The sequence below is a fragment of the Paracoccus pantotrophus genome (genome assembly GCF_008824185.1).
GTDB lineage: Bacteria > Pseudomonadota > Alphaproteobacteria > Rhodobacterales > Rhodobacteraceae > Paracoccus > Paracoccus pantotrophus.
On sequence record NZ_CP044426.1, the window covers coordinates 1,525,558 to 1,544,807 of the forward strand.

14 protein-coding genes are annotated in these 19,250 nt (G+C 65.2%); all 14 read right to left on the reverse strand.

What is annotated here, in order from left to right; translation table 11 throughout:
* Complete coding sequence (gene rplB / locus ESD82_RS18060; RefSeq protein WP_024844054.1) at positions 1–837, reverse strand: 50S ribosomal protein L2; 837 nt, start codon at positions 835–837, stop codon at positions 1–3.
* Positions 838–932: 95 nt separating this feature from the next.
* A complete protein-coding gene (locus tag ESD82_RS18065) occupies positions 933–1,229 on the reverse strand; it encodes a 50S ribosomal protein L23 (RefSeq protein WP_024844053.1) in 297 nt (98 codons plus the stop codon).
* Positions 1,226–1,846 carry a 50S ribosomal protein L4 gene (gene rplD, locus ESD82_RS18070; protein WP_024844052.1) on the reverse strand — a complete coding sequence of 207 codons (621 nt, stop codon included), beginning with the start codon at positions 1,844–1,846 and terminating at the stop codon, positions 1,226–1,228. The genes ESD82_RS18065 and rplD overlap by 4 nt, the downstream gene beginning before the upstream one ends.
* On the reverse strand, positions 1,846–2,583 hold the full coding sequence (rplC, locus tag ESD82_RS18075; protein ID WP_036747352.1) for a 50S ribosomal protein L3: 738 nt from the start codon (positions 2,581–2,583) through the stop codon (positions 1,846–1,848). The genes rplD and rplC overlap by 1 nt, the downstream gene beginning before the upstream one ends.
* Before the next feature lie 10 nt (positions 2,584–2,593).
* Positions 2,594–2,902, reverse strand: a complete 309-nt coding sequence (gene rpsJ, locus ESD82_RS18080) for a 30S ribosomal protein S10 (protein WP_010400227.1) — start codon at positions 2,900–2,902, stop codon at positions 2,594–2,596.
* An 843-nt stretch (positions 2,903–3,745) separates the two neighbouring features.
* Positions 3,746–4,921 carry an elongation factor Tu gene (gene tuf / locus ESD82_RS18085; protein WP_024843763.1) on the reverse strand — a complete coding sequence of 392 codons (1,176 nt, stop codon included), beginning with the start codon at positions 4,919–4,921 and terminating at the stop codon, positions 3,746–3,748.
* Positions 4,922–5,007: 86 nt separating this feature from the next.
* The gene (gene fusA / locus ESD82_RS18090) at positions 5,008–7,131 is read right to left on the reverse strand and encodes an elongation factor G (RefSeq protein WP_024845732.1); all 2,124 of its coding nucleotides are present in this window, start codon (positions 7,129–7,131) and stop codon (positions 5,008–5,010) included.
* 18 nt (positions 7,132–7,149) lie between these two features.
* Positions 7,150–7,620, reverse strand: coding sequence for a 30S ribosomal protein S7 (gene rpsG, locus ESD82_RS18095; RefSeq protein ID WP_011747098.1), 471 nt, complete (start codon positions 7,618–7,620; stop codon positions 7,150–7,152).
* A gap of 12 nt (positions 7,621–7,632) precedes the next feature.
* Positions 7,633–8,004, reverse strand: a complete 372-nt coding sequence (rpsL, locus tag ESD82_RS18100) for a 30S ribosomal protein S12 (RefSeq protein WP_010399029.1) — start codon at positions 8,002–8,004, stop codon at positions 7,633–7,635.
* Between the two features lie 256 nt (positions 8,005–8,260).
* Entirely contained in the window at positions 8,261–9,082 is an 822-nt protein-coding gene (locus tag ESD82_RS18105; protein ID WP_024845733.1) for a putative rhamnosyl transferase, read from the reverse strand.
* A complete protein-coding gene (locus tag ESD82_RS18110) occupies positions 9,082–10,023 on the reverse strand; it encodes a DMT family transporter (protein WP_147427690.1) in 942 nt (313 codons plus the stop codon). Before ESD82_RS18110 ends, ESD82_RS18105 begins: the two co-directional genes overlap by 1 nt.
* Positions 10,024–10,183: 160 nt before the next feature.
* Entirely contained in the window at positions 10,184–10,459 is a 276-nt protein-coding gene (locus ESD82_RS18115; protein ID WP_024845735.1) for a zinc ribbon domain-containing protein, read from the reverse strand.
* A 236-nt stretch (positions 10,460–10,695) separates the two neighbouring features.
* Positions 10,696–14,904, reverse strand: coding sequence for a DNA-directed RNA polymerase subunit beta' (gene rpoC / locus ESD82_RS18120; RefSeq protein ID WP_024845736.1), 4,209 nt, complete (start codon positions 14,902–14,904; stop codon positions 10,696–10,698).
* A 49-nt stretch (positions 14,905–14,953) separates the two neighbouring features.
* Positions 14,954–19,102: a DNA-directed RNA polymerase subunit beta gene (rpoB, locus tag ESD82_RS18125; protein ID WP_147427689.1), complete on the reverse strand. Its 4,149-nt coding sequence runs from the start codon at positions 19,100–19,102 to the stop codon at positions 14,954–14,956.
* Positions 19,103–19,250: the final 148 nt, after the last annotated feature.

Sequence of the window (19,250 nt, forward strand, 5' to 3'; positions counted from 1 at the left end):
TTAACGCCCCTTCTTCGCGTGACGCGACCGCAGGATATACTTGTCGGTCGATTTGTTCGTGCGGGTGCGGTTGCCCTTGGTGCCCTTGCCCCAGGGAGTAACCGGGTGACGACCGCCCGAAGTCCGGCCTTCACCGCCACCATGCGGGTGGTCGATCGGGTTCATGGCCACGCCGCGCACGCTCGGGCGGATGCCCAGGTGCCGGTTGCGGCCGGCCTTGCCGAGGTTCTGGTTCGAATGGTCGGCATTCGACACGGCGCCGATCGTCGCCATGCATTCCTGGCGCACCATGCGCAGCTCGCCCGAGGACAGGCGGATCTGGGCATAGCCGCCGTCGCGGCCGACGAACTGGGCATAGGTGCCCGCCGAACGGGCGATCTGGCCGCCCTTGCCGGGCTTCAGCTCGACGTTGTGGACGATGGTGCCGATCGGCATGCCGCTGAAGGGCATGGCGTTGCCGGGCTTCACGTCCACCTTGGCGCCGGCCACCACCTTGTCGCCGACAGCCAGACGCTGGGGCGCGATGATATAGGCCTGCTCGCCGTCTTCATATTTGATCAGCGCGATGAAGGCGGTGCGGTTCGGGTCGTATTCGATCCGCTCGACGGTCGCCGGGACATCGAACTTGGTGCGCTTGAAATCGACGATGCGATAGAGACGCTTCGCCCCGCCGCCCTTGCGGCGCATCGTGATCCGTCCGGTGTTGTTCCGGCCGCCGTTCTTGGTCAACCCCTCGGTGAGGGATTTGACCGGGCGCCCTTTCCAAAGCTCCGAACGGTCGATCAGAACCAGCCCACGCTGGCCAGGCGTCGTCGGCTTATACGACTTGAGTGCCATGCTTTCTGTCTTCCGTTGCTTTGGACCGTTGCTGGTCCGTTTCAGTCAAATGCCGACGGCCCCGCTGCCGGGGCCGTCGATTCGCAGGCTTCTTATCAGAGGCCGGTCGAGACGTCGATGCTGTTGCCAGCTTCCAGCGTCACATAGGCCTTCTTCACGTCCGAGCGCACGCCGGGGCGGCCACGGAAACGCTTGGTCTTGCCCTTGGTGATGGTCGTGTTCACGGCCTTCACCTTGACGTTGAACAGAGCCTCGACGGCCTGCTTGATCGCCGGCTTGGTCGATTCCTTGGCCACCTGGAAGACATAGGCGTTGGCATCGCCCACCAGGGTGGCCTTTTCGGTGATGACCGGCTTGACGATCACGTCGTAATGTTCGGGTTTCACGCTCATTTCAGGCGAGCCTCCAGAGCTTCGACACCGGCGCGCGTCAGCACGAGCGTATCGCGGCGCAGGATGTCATAGACATTGGCACCCATCGAGGGCAGCACATCGACGCCTTCCAGGTTGCGGGCGGCGCGGGCGAAATTCTCGTTCACCTCGGCACCGTCGATCACCAGGACGCGCTTCCAGCCGTTTTCCTTGACCGCCTTGGCGACGGCCGCGGTCTTGGCTTCCCCGATGTTCAGGCTGTCCACGACCACCAGCTCGCCCGCGGCGGCCTTGGCCGACAGGGCGTGCTTCAGGCCAAGCGCGCGGACCTTCTTGGGCAGGTCGAACGCGTGGCTGCGCGGGGTCGGGCCCTTGTAGACGCCGCCGTGACGGAAGATCGGCGCCTTGCGGGAACCGTGACGGGCGCCGCCGGTACCCTTCTGGCGGTAGATCTTCTTGGTCGAGTAGCTGACATCCGACTTGCCCAGCACCGAATGGGTGCCCGCCTGCGCCTTCGCACGCTGCCAGCGCACGACGCGGTGCAGGATGTCCGCACGCGGTTCAAGCCCGAAGATGTCATCGCTCAGGTCGATGTCCCCGGCCTTGCCGGCATCGAGCGTGATAACGTCGAGTTTCATCAGTTGTCTCCTTCGGGCGCGGCGGCCTCGGCAGGGGCGGCAGCCTCGGCCTGGGCAGCTTTCGAACGGGTCGCGGCCGGGAAAACGGTGTTTTCGGCCAGCGGCTTCTTCACGGCGTCCTTGATCGTGACCCAGCCACCCTTGGAACCCGGCACCGAGCCCTTGACCATGATCAGGCCACGCTCGGCATCGGTCTTGACGACCTGCAGGTTCTGGGTGGTGACGCGCACGGCACCCAGATGACCGGCCATCTTCTTGCCCTTGAACACCTTGCCCGGATCCTGGCACTGGCCGGTCGAGCCATGCGAGCGGTGGCTGATCGACACGCCGTGCGAGGCGCGCAGACCGCCGAAATTGTGCCGCTTCATCGCGCCGGCAAAGCCCTTGCCGATCGAGGTGCCGGCGATGTCGACATACTGGCCTTCGAAGTAATGGTCGGCGACGATCTCCTCGCCCACCTCGACCAGGTTCTCGGGCGAGACGCGGAATTCCGCGATCTTGCGCTTGGGCGCGACATTCGCCTTGGCGAAATGGCCGCGCAGCGCGGCGGTCGTGCGCTTGGCCTTGGCCTCGCCCGCGCCGAGCTGCAGCGCCACGTAGCCGTCTTTCTCGGCGGTGCGCTGAGCGATGACCTGCACGTTGTCCACGTGCAGTACGGTGACGGGCACCTGACGCCCGTCTTCCAGGAACAGCCGGGTCATGCCCAGCTTCTTGGCGATAACACCAGTCCGCAGCATGATGGCCTCCTTACACCTTGATCTCGACATCCACGCCGGCGGCGAGGTCGAGCTTCATCAGGGCGTCCACGGTCTGGGGGGTCGGGTCGACGATGTCCAGCAGGCGCTTATGCGTGCGGATTTCCCACTGGTCGCGGGATTTCTTGTCGATATGCGGGCCGCGCAGAACGGTGAATTTCTCGATCTTGTTGGGCAGCGGAATCGGGCCGCGGACCTGCGCGCCGGTGCGCTTGGCGGTGTTCACGATTTCCTGCGTGCTGGCATCCAGGACGCGGTAATCGAACGCCTTCAACCGGATGCGGATATTCTGGCTTTGCATTCTCATCCCTCTTGCGGGGAGTTCAAGTTGAGAGGCTGACGACACACCACGCACCGCCAGCGTCGAACCGTATAAACAAGAGCAGGCCGCCCCCATAGCGGACGGCCCGGCGCAAGGCAACCGATTCTTTTCGCAAGAACAGGAACCGGCAGCGATGCGCCCGTCTAGCGGTTTCCGCGGCGGCGGTCAAGCACCCGGCCCGGCCCGCGCCATCATGAAAGCTGCTGCCGGCGGCGCGGTTTAAGCCGAACGTGCCCGCTCAAGCTCCGTCTTACTGGCGAATGTCGTGAAGGCTCTGCTGCCGCAATTCTCGCGACACTATCCGCCCCTGAAAGGCGCCGTCCCGTCCACCGAGGTTTCCCACGCCAATCCCCCGGGCCGAATGACGCGCCCGGGGCCTGCGCAAGGCACGGCCCGGCATCCCCGTGCCGGCAGGGCTGGTCTTTCGCGGCATCCAGGTCGTGCCTTCGGCACGCCGCTATCATCGGAGGCAGTCGAAAGCATCCTTACCCCATTCGCCCAATCGGGCTTTCCCGGCCTGACGGAATGAAGACGCGAAAACCCGCCCTCGGGCGGGTTTCACGTCACGGCAGCCTCCAGGAGCGGCTTCGACGAAAGTCACGGCGAGCCTGCCCCCCTCTCCGGCCCCTCTCCCGCGCGTCCGCTTTGCCTTGCTTCTTTCTTGCCGAAATATCCCGGGGTCCGGGGCAGCGCCCCGGCTGCCGCGCCGCGGCAAGCAGAAAGGCCGCCCCCTGCGGAGCGGCCCCTCATCGCGATATCCCTCGCGGGATCACCCGATGATCCCGGGCGGGGCAGCGGCGCAGGGCCGCCGCCCCCGCCAGATCACTTCAGGATCTTCGACACCACGCCGGCGCCGACCGTGCGGCCGCCCTCGCGGATGGCGAAGCGCAGCTTCTCCTCCATCGCGATCGGCGCGATCAGCTCCACCGTGAACTTCAGGTTGTCGCCCGGCATCACCATCTCGGTGCCCTCGGGAAGCTTCACCGTCCCGGTCACGTCCGTCGTGCGGAAGTAGAACTGCGGACGGTAGTTCGCGAAGAACGGCGTGTGCCGGCCACCCTCTTCCTTGGTCAGGATATAGGCCTCGGCCTCGAACTCGGTATGCGGCGTCACCGAGCCGGGCTTGGCCAGAACCTGGCCGCGCTCGACGCCGTCGCGCTCGATGCCGCGCAGCAGCGCGCCGATGTTGTCGCCGGCTTCCCCGCGGTCCAGCAGCTTGCGGAACATCTCGACACCGGTGCAGGTCGTCTTCTTCGTCGGGCGGATGCCGACGATCTCGAGCTCGTCGCCCACGTTCACCGCGCCGCGCTCGACACGGCCGGTCACAACCGTGCCGCGGCCCGAGATCGAGAACACGTCCTCGATCGGCATCAGGAACGGCAGGTCAACCGCACGCTCGGGCGTCGGGATGTATTCGTCCACCGCCGCGATCAGCGCGCGGATCGAATCCTCGCCGATCTCCTTGTCGCGGCCTTCCAGCGCCGCCAGCGCCGAACCCTTGATGATCGGGATGTCGTCGCCGGGATAGTCGTAGGAGGACAGCAGCTCGCGCACTTCCATCTCGACCAGTTCCAGCAGTTCCGGATCGTCCACCTGGTCGACCTTGTTCAGGTAGACGACCATGTAGGGGATGCCGACCTGACGGCCCAGCAGGATGTGCTCGCGCGTCTGCGGCATCGGGCCGTCCGCCGCGTTCACCACCAGGATCGCGCCGTCCATCTGCGCGGCGCCCGTGATCATGTTCTTCACGTAGTCCGCGTGGCCGGGGCAGTCCACGTGGGCGTAGTGCCGGTTCTCCGATTCGTATTCCACATGCGCGGTCGAGATCGTGATGCCACGCGCACGCTCCTCGGGAGCGCCGTCGATCTGGTCATAGGCCTTGAATTCACCGAAATACTTGGTGATCGCAGCCGTCAGCGTCGTCTTGCCGTGGTCAACGTGACCGATCGTCCCGATGTTGACGTGCGGTTTCGTCCGTTCAAACTTTGCCTTTGCCATGGGCATGGCTCCTTATGTTGACGGTGCGTGCAACCACGCACCCTACGGGGTTGGTAGGGTGCGCGGTTGCCCACGCACCGCCGGGATTACGCGTATTTCTTCTGGATCTCGTCCGAGATGTTCTGCGGCACAGCCTCGTAATGGTCGAACTGCATCGTGAACACCGCGCGGCCCGAGGACATCGAGCGCAGATTGTTGATGTAGCCGAACATGTTGGCCAGCGGCACGAAGGCGTCGATGACGTTCGCATTGCCGCGCGAGTCCTGGCCGCGGACCATGCCGCGACGGCTGGTCAGGTCGCCGATGATCGAACCGGTATATTCCTCCGGCGTAACCACCTCGACGCGCATGATCGGCTCGAGCAGCTTGGCCCCCGCCTTCTTCAGCCCCTCGCGCATGGCGGCACGCGCCGCGATCTCGAAGGCCAGGACCGAGGAGTCGACGTCATGGAAGGCACCGTCGATCAGCGCCACCTTGAAGTCGATCACCGGGAAGCCGGCCAGCGGGCCCGAATCCATCACCGACTTGATGCCCTTCTCGACGCCCGGAATGTATTCCTTGGGCACGGCACCGCCGACGATGCGGCTTTCGAAGGAATAGCCCTCGCCCGGTTCGGTCGGCTGGATTTCCAGCTTGACGCGCGCGAACTGGCCGGTGCCGCCGGTCTGCTTCTTATGCGTATAGTCGATCTCGGCCGGCTGGCTGATCGTCTCGCGGTAAGCCACCTGCGGCGCGCCGATATTCGCCTCGACCTTGAACTCGCGCTTCATGCGGTCCACCAGGATGTCGAGGTGAAGTTCGCCCATGCCCTTCATGATGGTCTGACCCGATTCCAGATCGGTTTCGACGCGGAAGGACGGGTCTTCGGCGGCCAGGCGCTGCAGGGCCAGGCCCATCTTCTCCTGGTCGGCCTTGGACTTCGGCTCGACGGCGATCTCGATCACCGGCTCGGGGAAGGTCATGGTTTCCAGGACCACCGGCTTCGCGGGATCGCAAAGCGTGTCGCCCGTGGTGGTTTCCTTCAGCCCGGCCAGGGCGATGATGTCGCCGGCGAAAGCCTCGTCGATTTCCTCGCGGTTGATGGCATGCATGACCATCATCCGGCCGACGCGCTCGCGCTTGCCCTTGGTCGAGTTCAGCATCTGGTCGCCCTTCTTGAGCTGGCCAGAATAGATCCGCGTGAAGGTCAGCGAGCCGACGAAGGGGTCGTTCATGATCTTGAACGCCAGGGCCGAGAACGGGTCCGAATCCGAGGCGTGACGGGCGATGTTGCGCTCTTCCGTCTCGTCGCCCGGGGCAAAGCCCATATAGGCAGGCACGTCGGTCGGCGCCGGCAGGAAGTCCACCACGGCGTTCAGCAGCGGCTGCACACCCTTGTTCTTGAAGGCGGAACCGGCCATGACCGGGAAGAAGGACAGCGACAGCGTGCCCTTGCGGATCAGCTTGCGCAGCGTCGCCTCGTCGGGCTCGTTGCCTTCCAGATAGGCTTCCATCGCCTCGTCGTCCTGTTCGACGGCGAGTTCGATCATCTTGCCGCGCCATTCCTCGGCGACGTCCTGAAGCTCGTCGCGGATCGGCTGGCGAATCCAAGAGGCGCCCAGATCCTCGCCCCTCCAGACCCATTCTTCCATCTTGATCAGGTCGACGATGCCTTCCAGCTTGTCCTCGGCGCCGATCGGCAGGGCGATCGGGCAGGGGGTGCCGCCGGTGCGGTCCTTGATCATGGCGACGCATTTGAAGAAATCGGCGCCGATCTTGTCCATCTTGTTGACGAAGACGATCCGCGGAACCTTGTAGCGGTCGGCCTGGCGCCAGACGGTCTCGGTCTGCGGCTCGACGCCGGCATTGCCGTCCAGCAGGCAGATCGCGCCGTCCAGCACCGCCAGCGAACGCTCGACCTCGATGGTGAAGTCGACGTGGCCGGGGGTGTCGATGATGTTGAAGCGGCAACGCTCCTTGTCATCGGGGGTGAAGTCGGGATCCTCGTGGCGCTGCCAGAAGGTCGTGGTCGCCGCCGAGGTGATGGTGATGCCGCGCTCGGCTTCCTGCTCCATCCAGTCCATGGTGGACGCACCTTCGTGCGTCTCGCCCATCTTGTGGTTCTTGCCGGTATAGAACAGGATGCGCTCGGTCGTCGTGGTCTTGCCCGCGTCGATATGGGCCATGATCCCGAAGTTCCGGTAGCGCTCCAGCGGATATTCGCGTGCCATAAAGGGCCTTCCTTCCGGTTACCAGCGGTAGTGGCTGAACGCCTTGTTGGCGTCGGCCATCTTGTGCGTGTCCTCACGCTTCTTGACGGCGGTGCCGCGGCCGTTCACCGCGTCGGCCAGCTCGCCCGCGAGGCGCTCTTCCATGGTGTGCTCGTTGCGCTTTTTCGACGCGTCGATCAGCCAGCGGATCGCCAGGGCCTCGCGGCGCGAGGGACGGACCTCGACCGGGACCTGATAGGTGGCGCCGCCGACCCGGCGCGAGCGCACCTCGACCGAGGGCTTCACGTTGTCGAGGGCTTCGTGGAAGACTTCGATCGGCTCGCGCTTCAGCTTGCCCTGGACGCGGTCGAGGGCGTTGTAGACGATGCGTTCGGCAACCGATTTCTTGCCGTCGATCATCAGGTTGTTCATGAATTTGGTCAGCACGCGATCGCCATATTTGGCGTCGGGCAGGACTTCGCGCTTCTCAGCGGCGTGACGACGGGACATGTGCCTATCTCCTTACTTCGGACGCTTGGCGCCGTATTTCGAACGACGCTGACGACGATCCTTGACGCCCTGGGTATCCAGAACACCGCGCAGGATGTGGTAGCGGACACCCGGAAGGTCTTTCACCCGGCCGCCGCGGATCAGCACGACGCTGTGTTCCTGCAGGTTGTGCTTTTCGCCCGGGATGTAGGAGATCACCTCGAAGCCATTGGTCAGGCGGACCTTGGCCACCTTACGCATGGCCGAGTTCGGCTTTTTCGGCGTCGTGGTATAGACGCGCGTGCATACGCCCCGCTTCTGCGGGCAGGATTGCAGGTGCTGCGACTTCGAGCGCTGCACCTTGGGCTGCCGCGGTTTGCGGATCAGCTGTTGGATCGTCGGCATTCGGTTCCCCGTCTTGCTTTCGTCAATACTCGCAGCCACCGGCTGCGCCACTTCTCGACGGCGAATCACGCGCATCGTGAAACGCCACAACCCATCCTGTCCCCGAGACCGGGGAGGACGGGCTGAATTACCAGAGGATCGGGGCATTCGGCCCGGATCATGACCACAGAGGTTCTGGGCCCCGATCAGATTCCTGACGGGTGAAGGCGCGTATATGGGCAAACCGGGGGTGAGTCAACAACCCCGCCACCGCTCCTCACCCCTGCCACAGGCGCCGCGCGCCCTCGTCCAGTCCGGGCAGGTCGATGCGGAAACGGTCGGCCAGCAAGGCTGGCATCGCAGCCCCCTGCCCCTCGACCGGATAGCCGGCACCGACCGCGCCCGAGTCGTTGTCGCGATGCAGCATCCGCGCATACATCACCTTGCCGGGCAAGGTCACGCCGGGCATGGACATCGCCACCTTCCAATGCGGGAAATGCAGCGCGCAGCGCCCGGCATCGGGCGGCAGATAGATGGTCAGCGCCGCGCTGGCATTGTGGATCATCCGCAGTTCCGCGTCGATCCCGCCCGCGCCCGCGCGCAGCACCACCCCGCGGGAATAGTCGCAGGACAGCCGGCGCCTTTGCTGCCAGAGCGGCTGCATCGCCGCGAAATCGCGGCGCGCGTCGCGGATGTAATCCACCGCCACGGCATCGTCGTCGTCATGGCGGAAATGGCCGACGACATCCGCTCCCGCCTCGACATGGGGGGCGACGGCGACCATGCAGGCTTCGACATGCCGCTCCATCGGCGGGACCAGGGCCAGCCGCAGTTGCGGCATGATCCCGGCCAGCTCGCGCAGCCGCGACAGCCAGGGCTCGGGCAGGTCCGGCCCGGTCATCAGCACCAGGGTGAAATCCGGGTCGGTCTGGGCCAGCCAGCCGGGCAGCGCGACATGCTCGAACCAGAACCAGCGCCGCGCCAGCCGCGCGGGGTCATAGAGGAACGCCCGCCGCTGCTCCAGCGACTCGTGCATGACCTGGAAACCGCGCCCGCCGAGATAGGAAAACCGGCACAGGCCCAGCATCTGCACCCGCATCAGCCCCTCCCCTGCAACCGCCGCTCGCGCAGGATGGTATAGATCCCCGCCCCCACCACCAGCGCCGAGCCGGCCCAGGTCCACAGGTCCGGCCATTCACCGAAGATCGCCAGCCCCAGCACCACCGCCCAGACCAGCGAGGTATAGCGGAAGGGCGCGACGACCGAGATCTCGCCTACCCGCATGGTGGCGACGGCGGTGATATAGCCCACGGTCAGGAAGCCCGCCGCCATGGCCAGCAGCGCAAATTCGGCCAGGGTGGGAACGCGCCAGCTTTCCGTCCAGCCCAGCACGAAGCCCGACAGCATCACTGCCAGCGCCGCGTAAAAGGCGATGGCGGAGGAGCCGACCCCGACCGAGAAGGTCCGCGTCACCAGGTCGCGCAACACGATCAGCAGCATTGCCGCCAGCGCCACCGCCGACCACAGGTCGAAGGCGCCCGTGCCCGGCCGCAGGATCAGCAGCACGCCCAGAAAGCCGATGCCGACCGCCAGCAGCCGCCGCCAGCCAAGCCTTTCGTGAAAGAACAGCGCCGCCGCCAGCGTCACTGCCAGCGGCAGCGCCTGCATGATCGCCGAGATGTCGGCCAGCGCCATGCGCCGCAGCGCCAGCAGGTAGCACACCGTCGAGACCACGTCGGCCCCCGTGCGCAGCGCCAAGGGCCAGACATCGCCGCGCGGCACCTGCAGCCGGACGCCGCCCTGGGCCCGCGCGATCAGCACCATGGTCAGCAGCACCATGGCACCGCGGATGGCGATGGATTCGTAAAGCGGCAGGCTTTGCGTCACCGCCTTCATCAGCGCGTCATTGCAGATAAAGGCCGCCATGCTGAGCATCATCAGCGCCGAGCCGCGCAGGTTGTCGGCGGCGCTGGCGGAAAAGACCTGCGGCTCGGCGGGCGGCCGACCCTTTCGACCCGATGAAAGAAGCGGCGTGCGCATGGCGATTCCCGGCGGTTTTCCAATGCTTAGGAAAGCGCCGATGGAAAAGCCATAGCCTGTCAAGCGCGCCCGCAGCCGCTCGGCGGTTGCGCGGCCTTTTGGCCACGAAACGCCCGGTGCCGCGGCCGCGAACCTCTTGCCGGCCCAAGGGAATCCGCGCTCAGGCGTTGCGCCTGTACCACTGCTTTTTCCAGCCCGATCGGAAGATCAGATAGCCGACCAGAACAAGGACGCCGCCGATACCGCCATTCCTGAGCGCCCAGGAGAAGTTGGAGGTCAAGGCCAGCAAGGCGTCCAGCAGCATGGCCATGCCGAAAACCAACGCCGCCCCGCCGATGATGATCGGCCGCAGGCTGCGCCGCAGATTGGCCCCGCAGCCGGCGCAAACCGTAAAACCTTCCTTAACCTCCGAGCCGCAATGCCCACACAGCTGCATGGATGTACCTCCTCGACAATCGTTACTCTGGCGTTACCCCGGCCGGCCGAGGCCCGGAAACACAAGGGGCATCGGCAGGGCGGCAGGCCGTTCACCGCCTGAAAGCGCATCAGGCAACCTTCGGCGGATGATGACCACGCGATGCAATCCCAGATTGCCGGAACAGAGGCAAGCCCGCCGACAGCGAAAAGGCCCGGCATTGCTGCCGGGCCTTTCCCGTTTCCTTCCGTGGGCGATCAGTCCTCGCCGCCGACCTCGGCCGGGCTGTCCTCTGGCGCGATCAGCGCGGCGGCGGCTTCCGCCTCGGCCCGGCGCGCCTCGATCACCTCGTGGTCGCGATCGCTGGCGATGCGGCGCACGCGGGCCGTGGCCCCGCCGGTGCCGGCCGGGATCAGCCGGCCGACGATCACGTTCTCCTTGAGGCCGACCAGCTTGTCGCGCTTGCCCTGGACGGCGGCCTCGGTCAGCACGCGGGTCGTCTCCTGGAACGAGGCGGCCGAGATGAAGCTGCGGGTCTGCAGCGAGGCCTTGGTGATGCCCAAGAGCACCGGCTCGCCGGTGGCCGGACGGCCGCCCTTGGCTTCGATCTTGGCGTTCTCCTCCTCGAACTCGTCGCGGTCGACATGCTCGCCCTTCAGCAGCGTGGTGTCGCCGCTGTCGAGGATCTCGATCTTCTGCAGCATCTGGCGGACGATCACCTCGATGTGCTTGTCGTTGATCTTCACGCCTTGCAGCCGGTAGACGTCCTGCACCTCGTCGATCAGGTAATCGGCCAGGGCCTCGATCCCCATGATGCGCAGGATGTCATGCGGCGCCGGGTTGCCGTCCATGATGTAGTCGCCCTTCTGCACGAAGTCGCCTTCCTGCACCGGGATGTGCTTGCCTTTCGGCACCATGTATTCGACCGGCTCCAGCGTGTCGTCGGCGGGCTGGATGGCGATACGGCGCTTGTTCTTGTAGTCCTTGCCGAAGCGCACATAGCCGTCCAGTTCGGCGATGATCGCGTGATCCTTGGGACGACGGGCCTCGAACAGTTCCGCCACGCGGGGCAGACCCCCGGTGATGTCCTTGGTCTTGGCGCCTTCACGCGGGATACGCGCCACCACGTCGCCGGCGCGGATCTCTTGGCCTTCCTCGACCGAGAGGATCGCCTCGACCGACATCGGATAGGTGACCGGGTTGCCCTGTTCGTTGCGCACCGGCTCGCCATCCTGGTCGACGATGATGATCTCGGGCTTCAGCTCGTTGCCCTTGGGGGCCGAGCGCCAGTCCGTCACGATCTTCTGCGTCATGCCCGTCGCGTCGTCGGTCTCGTCCCGGACCGAAAGGCCGGTAATGAGGTCGACATATTTCGCGATACCGGCCTTCTCGGCGATGATCGGCAGGGTATAGGGATCCCATTCGAACATCTTCTGGCCGCGCGCCACGGCATCGCCCTCGCGCACGAACAGCTTGCTGCCGTAGAACAGCTTGTGGCTGGCCAGCGTCTCGCCCGTCGCCGACTTGATGTGCAGCTGCATGTTGCGGTTCATCACGATCAGCTCGCCATTGGCGTTTTCCAGCGTGCTTTCGTTCTCGAAAGCCACCGTGCCCTCCTGCGCCGCGGCGATGAAGGACTGCTGGCCGCCCTGGGCGATGCCGCCGATGTGGAAGGTCCGCATCGTCAGCTGCGTGCCCGGCTCGCCGATGGACTGCGCGGCGATGATGCCGACCGCCTCGCCGATATTGACCAGCGTGCCGCGGGCCAGGTCGCGGCCATAGCAGAGCGCGCAGACACCGTCGTCCGACTCGCAGGTCAGGGCCGAGCGGATGCGCACGTTCTGCACGCCCGCGCCCTCGATCTCGTCGGCCTTGCGCTCGTCGATCAGCTCGTTCTTGCGCACGATGACCACGTCCTCGCCCGGCACCAGCACGTCCTCGGCCGCGACGCGGCCCAGCACGCGCTCGGAAAGCGGGCTGACCACCTCGCCGTCGTTGACCGCCGCCGAGGCGGTGATCGCCCGGTCGGTGCCGCAGTCATGCTCGCGGATGATGCAGTCCTGCGCCACGTCCACCAGGCGGCGGGTCAGGTAGCCCGAGTTCGCCGTCTTGAGCGCGGTGTCCGACAGACCCTTGCGCGCGCCGTGGGTCGAGTTGAAGTATTCAAGAACGGTCAGACCTTCCTTGAAGTTCGAGATGATCGGCGTCTCGATGATCTCGCCGTTCGGCTTGGCCATCAACCCGCGCATGCCGCCCAGCTGCTTCATCTGGCTGACCGAGCCCCGCGCGCCCGAATGCGCCATCATGTAGACCGAGTTCGGCTCCAGCTCGGCGCCGTTCTCGTCCTTCTTGGTGGCCGAGATGGTCTTCATCATGGCGTCGGTGACGCGGTCGTTGCATTTCGACCAGGCGTCGACGACCTTGTTGTATTTCTCGCCCTGGGTGATCAGCCCGTCCAGGTATTGCTGCTCGAACTGCTTCACCTGGTCCTGGGTTTCCTCGACCAGGTCCCATTTCGTCGGCGGAACGACCATGTCGTCCTTGCCGAAGGAGATGCCGGCGCGGAACGCCTCGCGGAAGCCCAGGCCCATGATCTGGTCGCAGAAGATCACCGATTCCTTCTGGCCGCAGTAGCGGTAGACGGTGTCGATGACGTTCTGGATATCCTTCTTGCGCAGCAGGCGGTTCACCAGCTCGAAGGGCGCCTTGGCGTTCTTGGGCAAGAGCGCGCCCAGCCGGATCCGGCCCGGCGTGGTCTCGAAACGCTTGATGACCTCGTTGCCGTTCTCGTCGATCTGCGGCAGGCGGGCGGTGATGCGGGCATGCAGATGCACCGCGCCGGAAGCCAGCGCGTGCTCCACCTCTTCGAGGTTGGCAAAGACCATGCCTTCGCCCTTCATGCCCTCGCGCTCCATGGTCGTGTAATAGAGACCAAGGACCATGTCCTGCGACGGCACGATGATCGGCGCGCCGTTGGCGGGCGACAGCACGTTGTTCGTGGACATCATCAGCACGCGCGCCTCAAGCTGGGCTTCCAGCGAGAGCGGGACGTGGACGGCCATCTGGTCGCCGTCGAAGTCGGCGTTGAAGGCCGAGCAGACCAGCGGATGCAGCTGGATCGCCTTGCCCTCGATCAGGATCGGCTCGAAGGCCTGGATGCCCAGGCGGTGCAGCGTCGGCGCGCGGTTCAGCAGCACCGGATGCTCGCGGATCACCTCGTCCAGGATGTCCCAGACCTCGGGGCGTTCCTTCTCGACCAGCTTCTTCGCCTGCTTGACGGTGGACGAAAGCCCCTTCGCCTCAAGCCGCGAATAGATGAAGGGCTTGAACAGCTCGAGCGCCATTTTCTTCGGCAACCCGCACTGATGCAGCTTCAGCTCGGGACCGGTCACGATCACCGAACGGCCCGAGAAGTCCACGCGCTTGCCCAGCAGGTTCTGGCGGAACCGGCCCTGCTTGCCCTTCAGCATGTCCGACAGCGATTTCAGCGGCCGCTTGTTGTTGCCGGTGATGACGCGGCCGCGGCGGCCGTTGTCGAACAGCGCATCGACCGACTCTTGCAGCATCCGCTTTTCGTTACGGACGATGATGTCGGGCGCGCGCAGCTCGATCAGCCGCTTCAGGCGGTTGTTGCGGTTGATGACGCGACGATAGAGGTCGTTCAGGTCCGAGGTCGCGAAGCGGCCGCCGTCCAGCGGCACCAGCGGACGCAGTTCCGGCGGAATGACCGGGATCACGGTCAGCACCATCCATTCGGGACGGTTGCCCGATTCCAGGAAGCTCTCGACGATCTTCAGACGCTTGATGATCTTCTTCGGCTTCAGCTCGCCGGTCGCCTCTTTCAGCTCCTCGCGCAGCTGTTCGGCGGTGGCGGCCAGATCGATATTGGCCAGCATCTCGCGGATCGCCTCGGCGCCGATATTGGCGGTGAAGGCGTCGGCGCCATACTGGTCCTGCGCGTCCAGGAACTCCTCCTCGGTCAGCAGCTGACCATAGGACAGGTCGGTCAGACCCGGCTCGATGACGACGTAGTTCTCGAAATACAGGATGCGCTCAAGATCGCGCAGCGTCATGTCCAGCATCAGGCCGATGCGCGAGGGCAGCGACTTCAGGAACCAGATATGCGCGACCGGAGCGGCCAGTTCGATATGGCCCATGCGCTCGCGCCGGACCTTCTGCAGCGTCACCTCGACGCCGCATTTCTCGCAGACCAGGCCGCGATACTTCATGCGCTTGTATTTGCCGCAGAGGCATTCGTAATCCTTGATCGGACCGAAGATGCGCGCGCAGAACAGACCGTCACGCTCGGGCTTGAACGTGCGGTAGTTGATGGTCTCGGGCTTCTTCACCTCGCCATAGGACCAGGCGAGGATTTCCTCGGGCGAGGCCAGCGAGATCTTGATTTCGTCGAACTGCCGCGGCGCAGCCAGCGGGTTCAGGGGGTTGGTGGCAAGTTCCTGGTTCATTTTCAAATCCTAATGAGGGGCGCGGTGGGGGAGATGAGGGGTCGCCCCCTCACTCCTCGTCCTCCGCATCCAGGAGTTCCATGTTGAGGCCCAGACCCCGGACCTCCTTGACCAGCACGTTGAACGATTCCGGCACGCCGGCCTCGAAATTGTCCTCGCCCTTGACGATGCTCTCATAGACCTTGGTCCGGCCGGCCACGTCATCCGACTTGACCGTCAGCATCTCCTGCAGGGTATAGGCGGCGCCGTAAGCCTCAAGGGCCCAGACCTCCATCTCACCCAGACGCTGGCCGCCGAACTGCGCCTTGCCGCCCAGCGGTTGCTGCGTGACAAGCGAGTAAGGCCCGGTCGAACGCGCGTGCATCTTGTCGTCGACAAGGTGGTGCAGCTTCAGGACGTATTTCATCCCGACCGTGACCGGACGCGCGAACTGCTCGCCGGTGCGGCCGTCGAAGACGATGGACTGGCCCGAGGTGTCGAAACCCGCACGGCGCAGCGCGTCGTTCACATCCGCCTCTTTCGCGCCGTCGAAGACCGGCGTGGCGATGGGAACGCCGCCGCGCACCGCATCGGCATGCTCCAGCAGGGTCTCGTCATCCATGCCCTCGAAGGTCTCGGCATAGAAATCGTCGCCATAGCCGTTCCGCATCGCCTCGCGCACCGGGGACATGTCGCCGTTGCGGCGATAATCCTGCAGAGCCTCGTCGATCTTGATGCCCAGCCCGCGCGAGGCCCAGCCCATATGCGTCTCCAGGATCTGCCCGACGTTCATCCGCGAGGGCACGCCCAGCGGGTTCAGCACCAGGTCGACCGGGGTGCCATCGGACAGGAAGGGCATGTCCTCGATCGGCACGACCTTGGAGACGACGCCCTTGTTGCCGTGACGGCCGGCCATCTTGTCGCCCGCCTGCAGCTTGCGCTTCACCGCGACGAAAACCTTGACCATCTTCATCACGCCCGGAGGCAGGTCGTCGCCCTGGCGCACCTTTTCGACCTTGTCGTCGAAACGGTTGTCCAAGGCCCGCTTCTGCGCGTCGAATTGCTGGTTCAGCGCCTCGACTTCCTTGGCGGTATCCTCGTCGGCGACGGCAAGCTGCCACCACTGGCCGCGGCTCAGCTGGCCCAGCAGATCCTCGTCCACCACGGCGCCGGCGCGGATGCCTTTCGGCCCCTTGACGACTTCCTTGCCCATGATAAGCGATTTCAGGCGCGCATAGATATTGCGCTCCAGGATCGCCAGCTCGTCGTCGCGGTCGCGGGCCAGGCGCTCGACTTCCTCGCGCTCGATCTGCAGCGCGCGCTCGTCCTTGTCGACGCCGTGGCGGTTGAACACCCGGACCTCGACGATGGTGCCGTAAGCCCCCGGCGGCAGGCGCAGCGAGGTGTCGCGCACGTCGCTGGCCTTTTCGCCGAAGATGGCGCGCAGCAGTTTCTCTTCCGGCGTCATCGGCGATTCACCCTTGGGGGTGATCTTGCCGACCAGGATGTCACCCGGACCCACTTCGGCGCCGATATAGACGATGCCGGCCTCGTCGAGGTTGCGCAGCGCCTCCTCGCCGACATTCGGGATGTCGCGGGTGATCTCCTCGGGGCCCAGCTTGGTGTCGCGGGCCGCCACCTCGTATTCGTCGATATGGATCGAGGTGAACACGTCGTCGCGGTGGATCCGCTCCGAGATCAGGATCGAGTCCTCGTAGTTGTAGCCGTTCCAGGGCATGAAGGCCACGACCACATTGCGGCCGATCGCCAGCTCGCCCTGATCGGTCGAGGGACCGTCGGCCACGACCTGGCCCTTGACCACCCTGTCGCCCACCTTGACCAGCGGGCGCTGGTTGATGGTCGAGGACTGGTTGGACCGCTTGAACTTGCGCAGGCGATAGATGTCCACGCCCGCGTCGCCGGCGCCCAGATCCTCGGTCGCGCGGATAACGATACGCTGCGCATCGACCTGGTCGATGATGCCGCCCCGGCGCGCCATGATCGCAGCGCCGGAATCGCGCGCCACGGTCGCTTCCATGCCGGTGCCGACGAAGGGCGCCTCGGCCCGCAGCAGCGGAACCGCCTGACGCTGCATGTTCGAGCCCATCAGCGCGCGGTTGGCGTCGTCGTTTTCAAGGAAGGGGATCAGCGCCGCGGCAACCGAAACCAGCTGTTTCGGCGACACGTCGATCAGGTCCACGGCCTCGACCGGGTTCAGCATGAAGTCGCCGGCCTGGCGGGTCGAGACCAGCTCGTCCACGAACTTGCCGTCTGCGTCCAGCGTCGCATTGGCCTGGGCGATGGTGTGGCGCATCTCCTCGGTCGCGGACATGTAGACCACCTCGTCGGTGACCTTGCCCTCGACCACCTTGCGATAGGGGGTCTCGATGAAGCCGTATTTGTTCACGCGGGCAAAGGTCGCCAGGCTGTTGATCAGGCCGATGTTCTGGCCTTCCGGCGTCTCGATCGGGCACATCCGGCCGTAATGGGTCGGGTGAACGTCGCGCACCTCGAAGCCGGCGCGCTCGCGGGTCAGACCGCCCGGACCAAGCGCCGAAAGGCGCCGCTTGTGAGTGACTTCCGACAGCGGGTTGGTCTGGTCCATGAACTGCGACAGCTGCGACGAGCCGAAGAACTCGCGCACCGCGGCCGCGGCCGGCTTGGCGTTGATCAGGTCCTGCGGCATCACGGTGTCGATCTCGACGCCCGACATGCGCTCGCGGATCGCGCGTTCCATGCGCAGCAGGCCGATGCGATACTGGTTCTCCATCAGCTCGCCGACCGAGCGCACCCGGCGGTTGCCGAGGTGGTCGATGTCGTCGATCTCGCCCTTGCCGTCGCGCAGTTCCACCAGCCCGCGGATACAGGCGATGATGTCCTCCTTGCGCAGGGTGCGCTGGGTGTCCGGCGCATCCAGGTCAAGGCGCATGTTCATCTTGACCCGGCCCACGGCGGACAGGTCATAGCGTTCGCTGTCGAAGAACAGGCTGCCGAACAGCGCCGAGGCGGCCTCGACGGTCGGCGGCTCGCCCGGGCGCATGACGCGATAGATGTCCATCAGCGCGCCTTCGCGGCTCATGTTCTTGTCCGCCGCCATGGTGTTGCGGATATAGGGGCCGACATTGACATGGTCGATGTCGAGGACCGGGATGTCCTCGATGCCGTTGTCCAGCAGCACCTTCAGCAGCCCGCCCGAGATCTCGCCGTCGCGGTCGTATTCGACGGTGATCTCGTCGCCGGCCTCGGCATAGATCAGGCCGGTCTGCTCGTTGATGATGTCTTTCGCGACAAAGCGGCCGATGATCTTCTCGAAGGGCAGCAGCAGGTTCACGTCGCCTTGTTCAAGCAGCTGCTTGACCAGCCGCGGCGTCACCTTGTCGCCGGCCTTGGTGATGATCTCGCCGGTCTCGGCGTTCACCAGGTCATAGGTCGGACGGGTGCCGCGCACCCGCTCGGGGAAGAATTTCGTGACCCAGCCCGCGGCCTGCCCCTTGCCGGCGCGCTGCAGCTTGTAGTCCACGGTGTTGTAGAAGGCATCCATGATGCCCTCCTGGTCCATGCCGAGGGCATAGAGCAGCGTCGTCACCGGCAGCTTGCGGCGGCGGTCGATGCGCGCGAAGACCAGATCCTTGGCGTCGAACTCGAAATCCAGCCACGAACCGCGATAGGGAATGATGCGGCAGGCGAACAGCAGCTTGCCCGAGGAATGGGTCTTGCCGCGGTCATGGTCGAAGAACACGCCGGGCGAGCGGTGCATCTGCGACACCACGACGCGCTCGGTCCCGTTCACGATGAACGTCCCGTTCTGCGTCATCAGCGGCATGTCGCCCATGTAGACATCCTGTTCCTTGATGTCCTTGACCGATTTGGCGCCGGTCGCCTCGTCGACATCGAACACGATCAGGCGCAGCGTCACCTTCAGCGGCGCGGCGTAGGTCATGTCGCGGCTCTGGCACTCGTCCACGTCGTATTTCGGCTTTTCCAGCTCGTATTTCACGAATTCCAGCGTCGCCGTCTCGTTGAAGTCCTTGATCGGGAACACCGACTGGAAGACGCCCTGGATGCCTTCGCCGTCCTGATGGCCTTCGCCCTCGCCCGAGCGCAGGAACAGGTCATAGGAAGATTTCTGAACCTCGATCAGGTTCGGCATCTCCAGAACTTCGCGGATATTGCCATAGTAACGCCGGATGCGTTTCTGGCCGACATAAGCTTGCGCCATAGAGGGTCTTACCTTTCGTCTTTCGCTTGCACCGGCCGTCGGGGCCCGACCGGCGCAAGGCGGCGAATGAGGGGCGGGGTTCCATTCGTGCCGCGCGTCCCACCGCGCAGCTCCCGAACCCCGAACATGCCCTGAAGGAAGGTCTGCT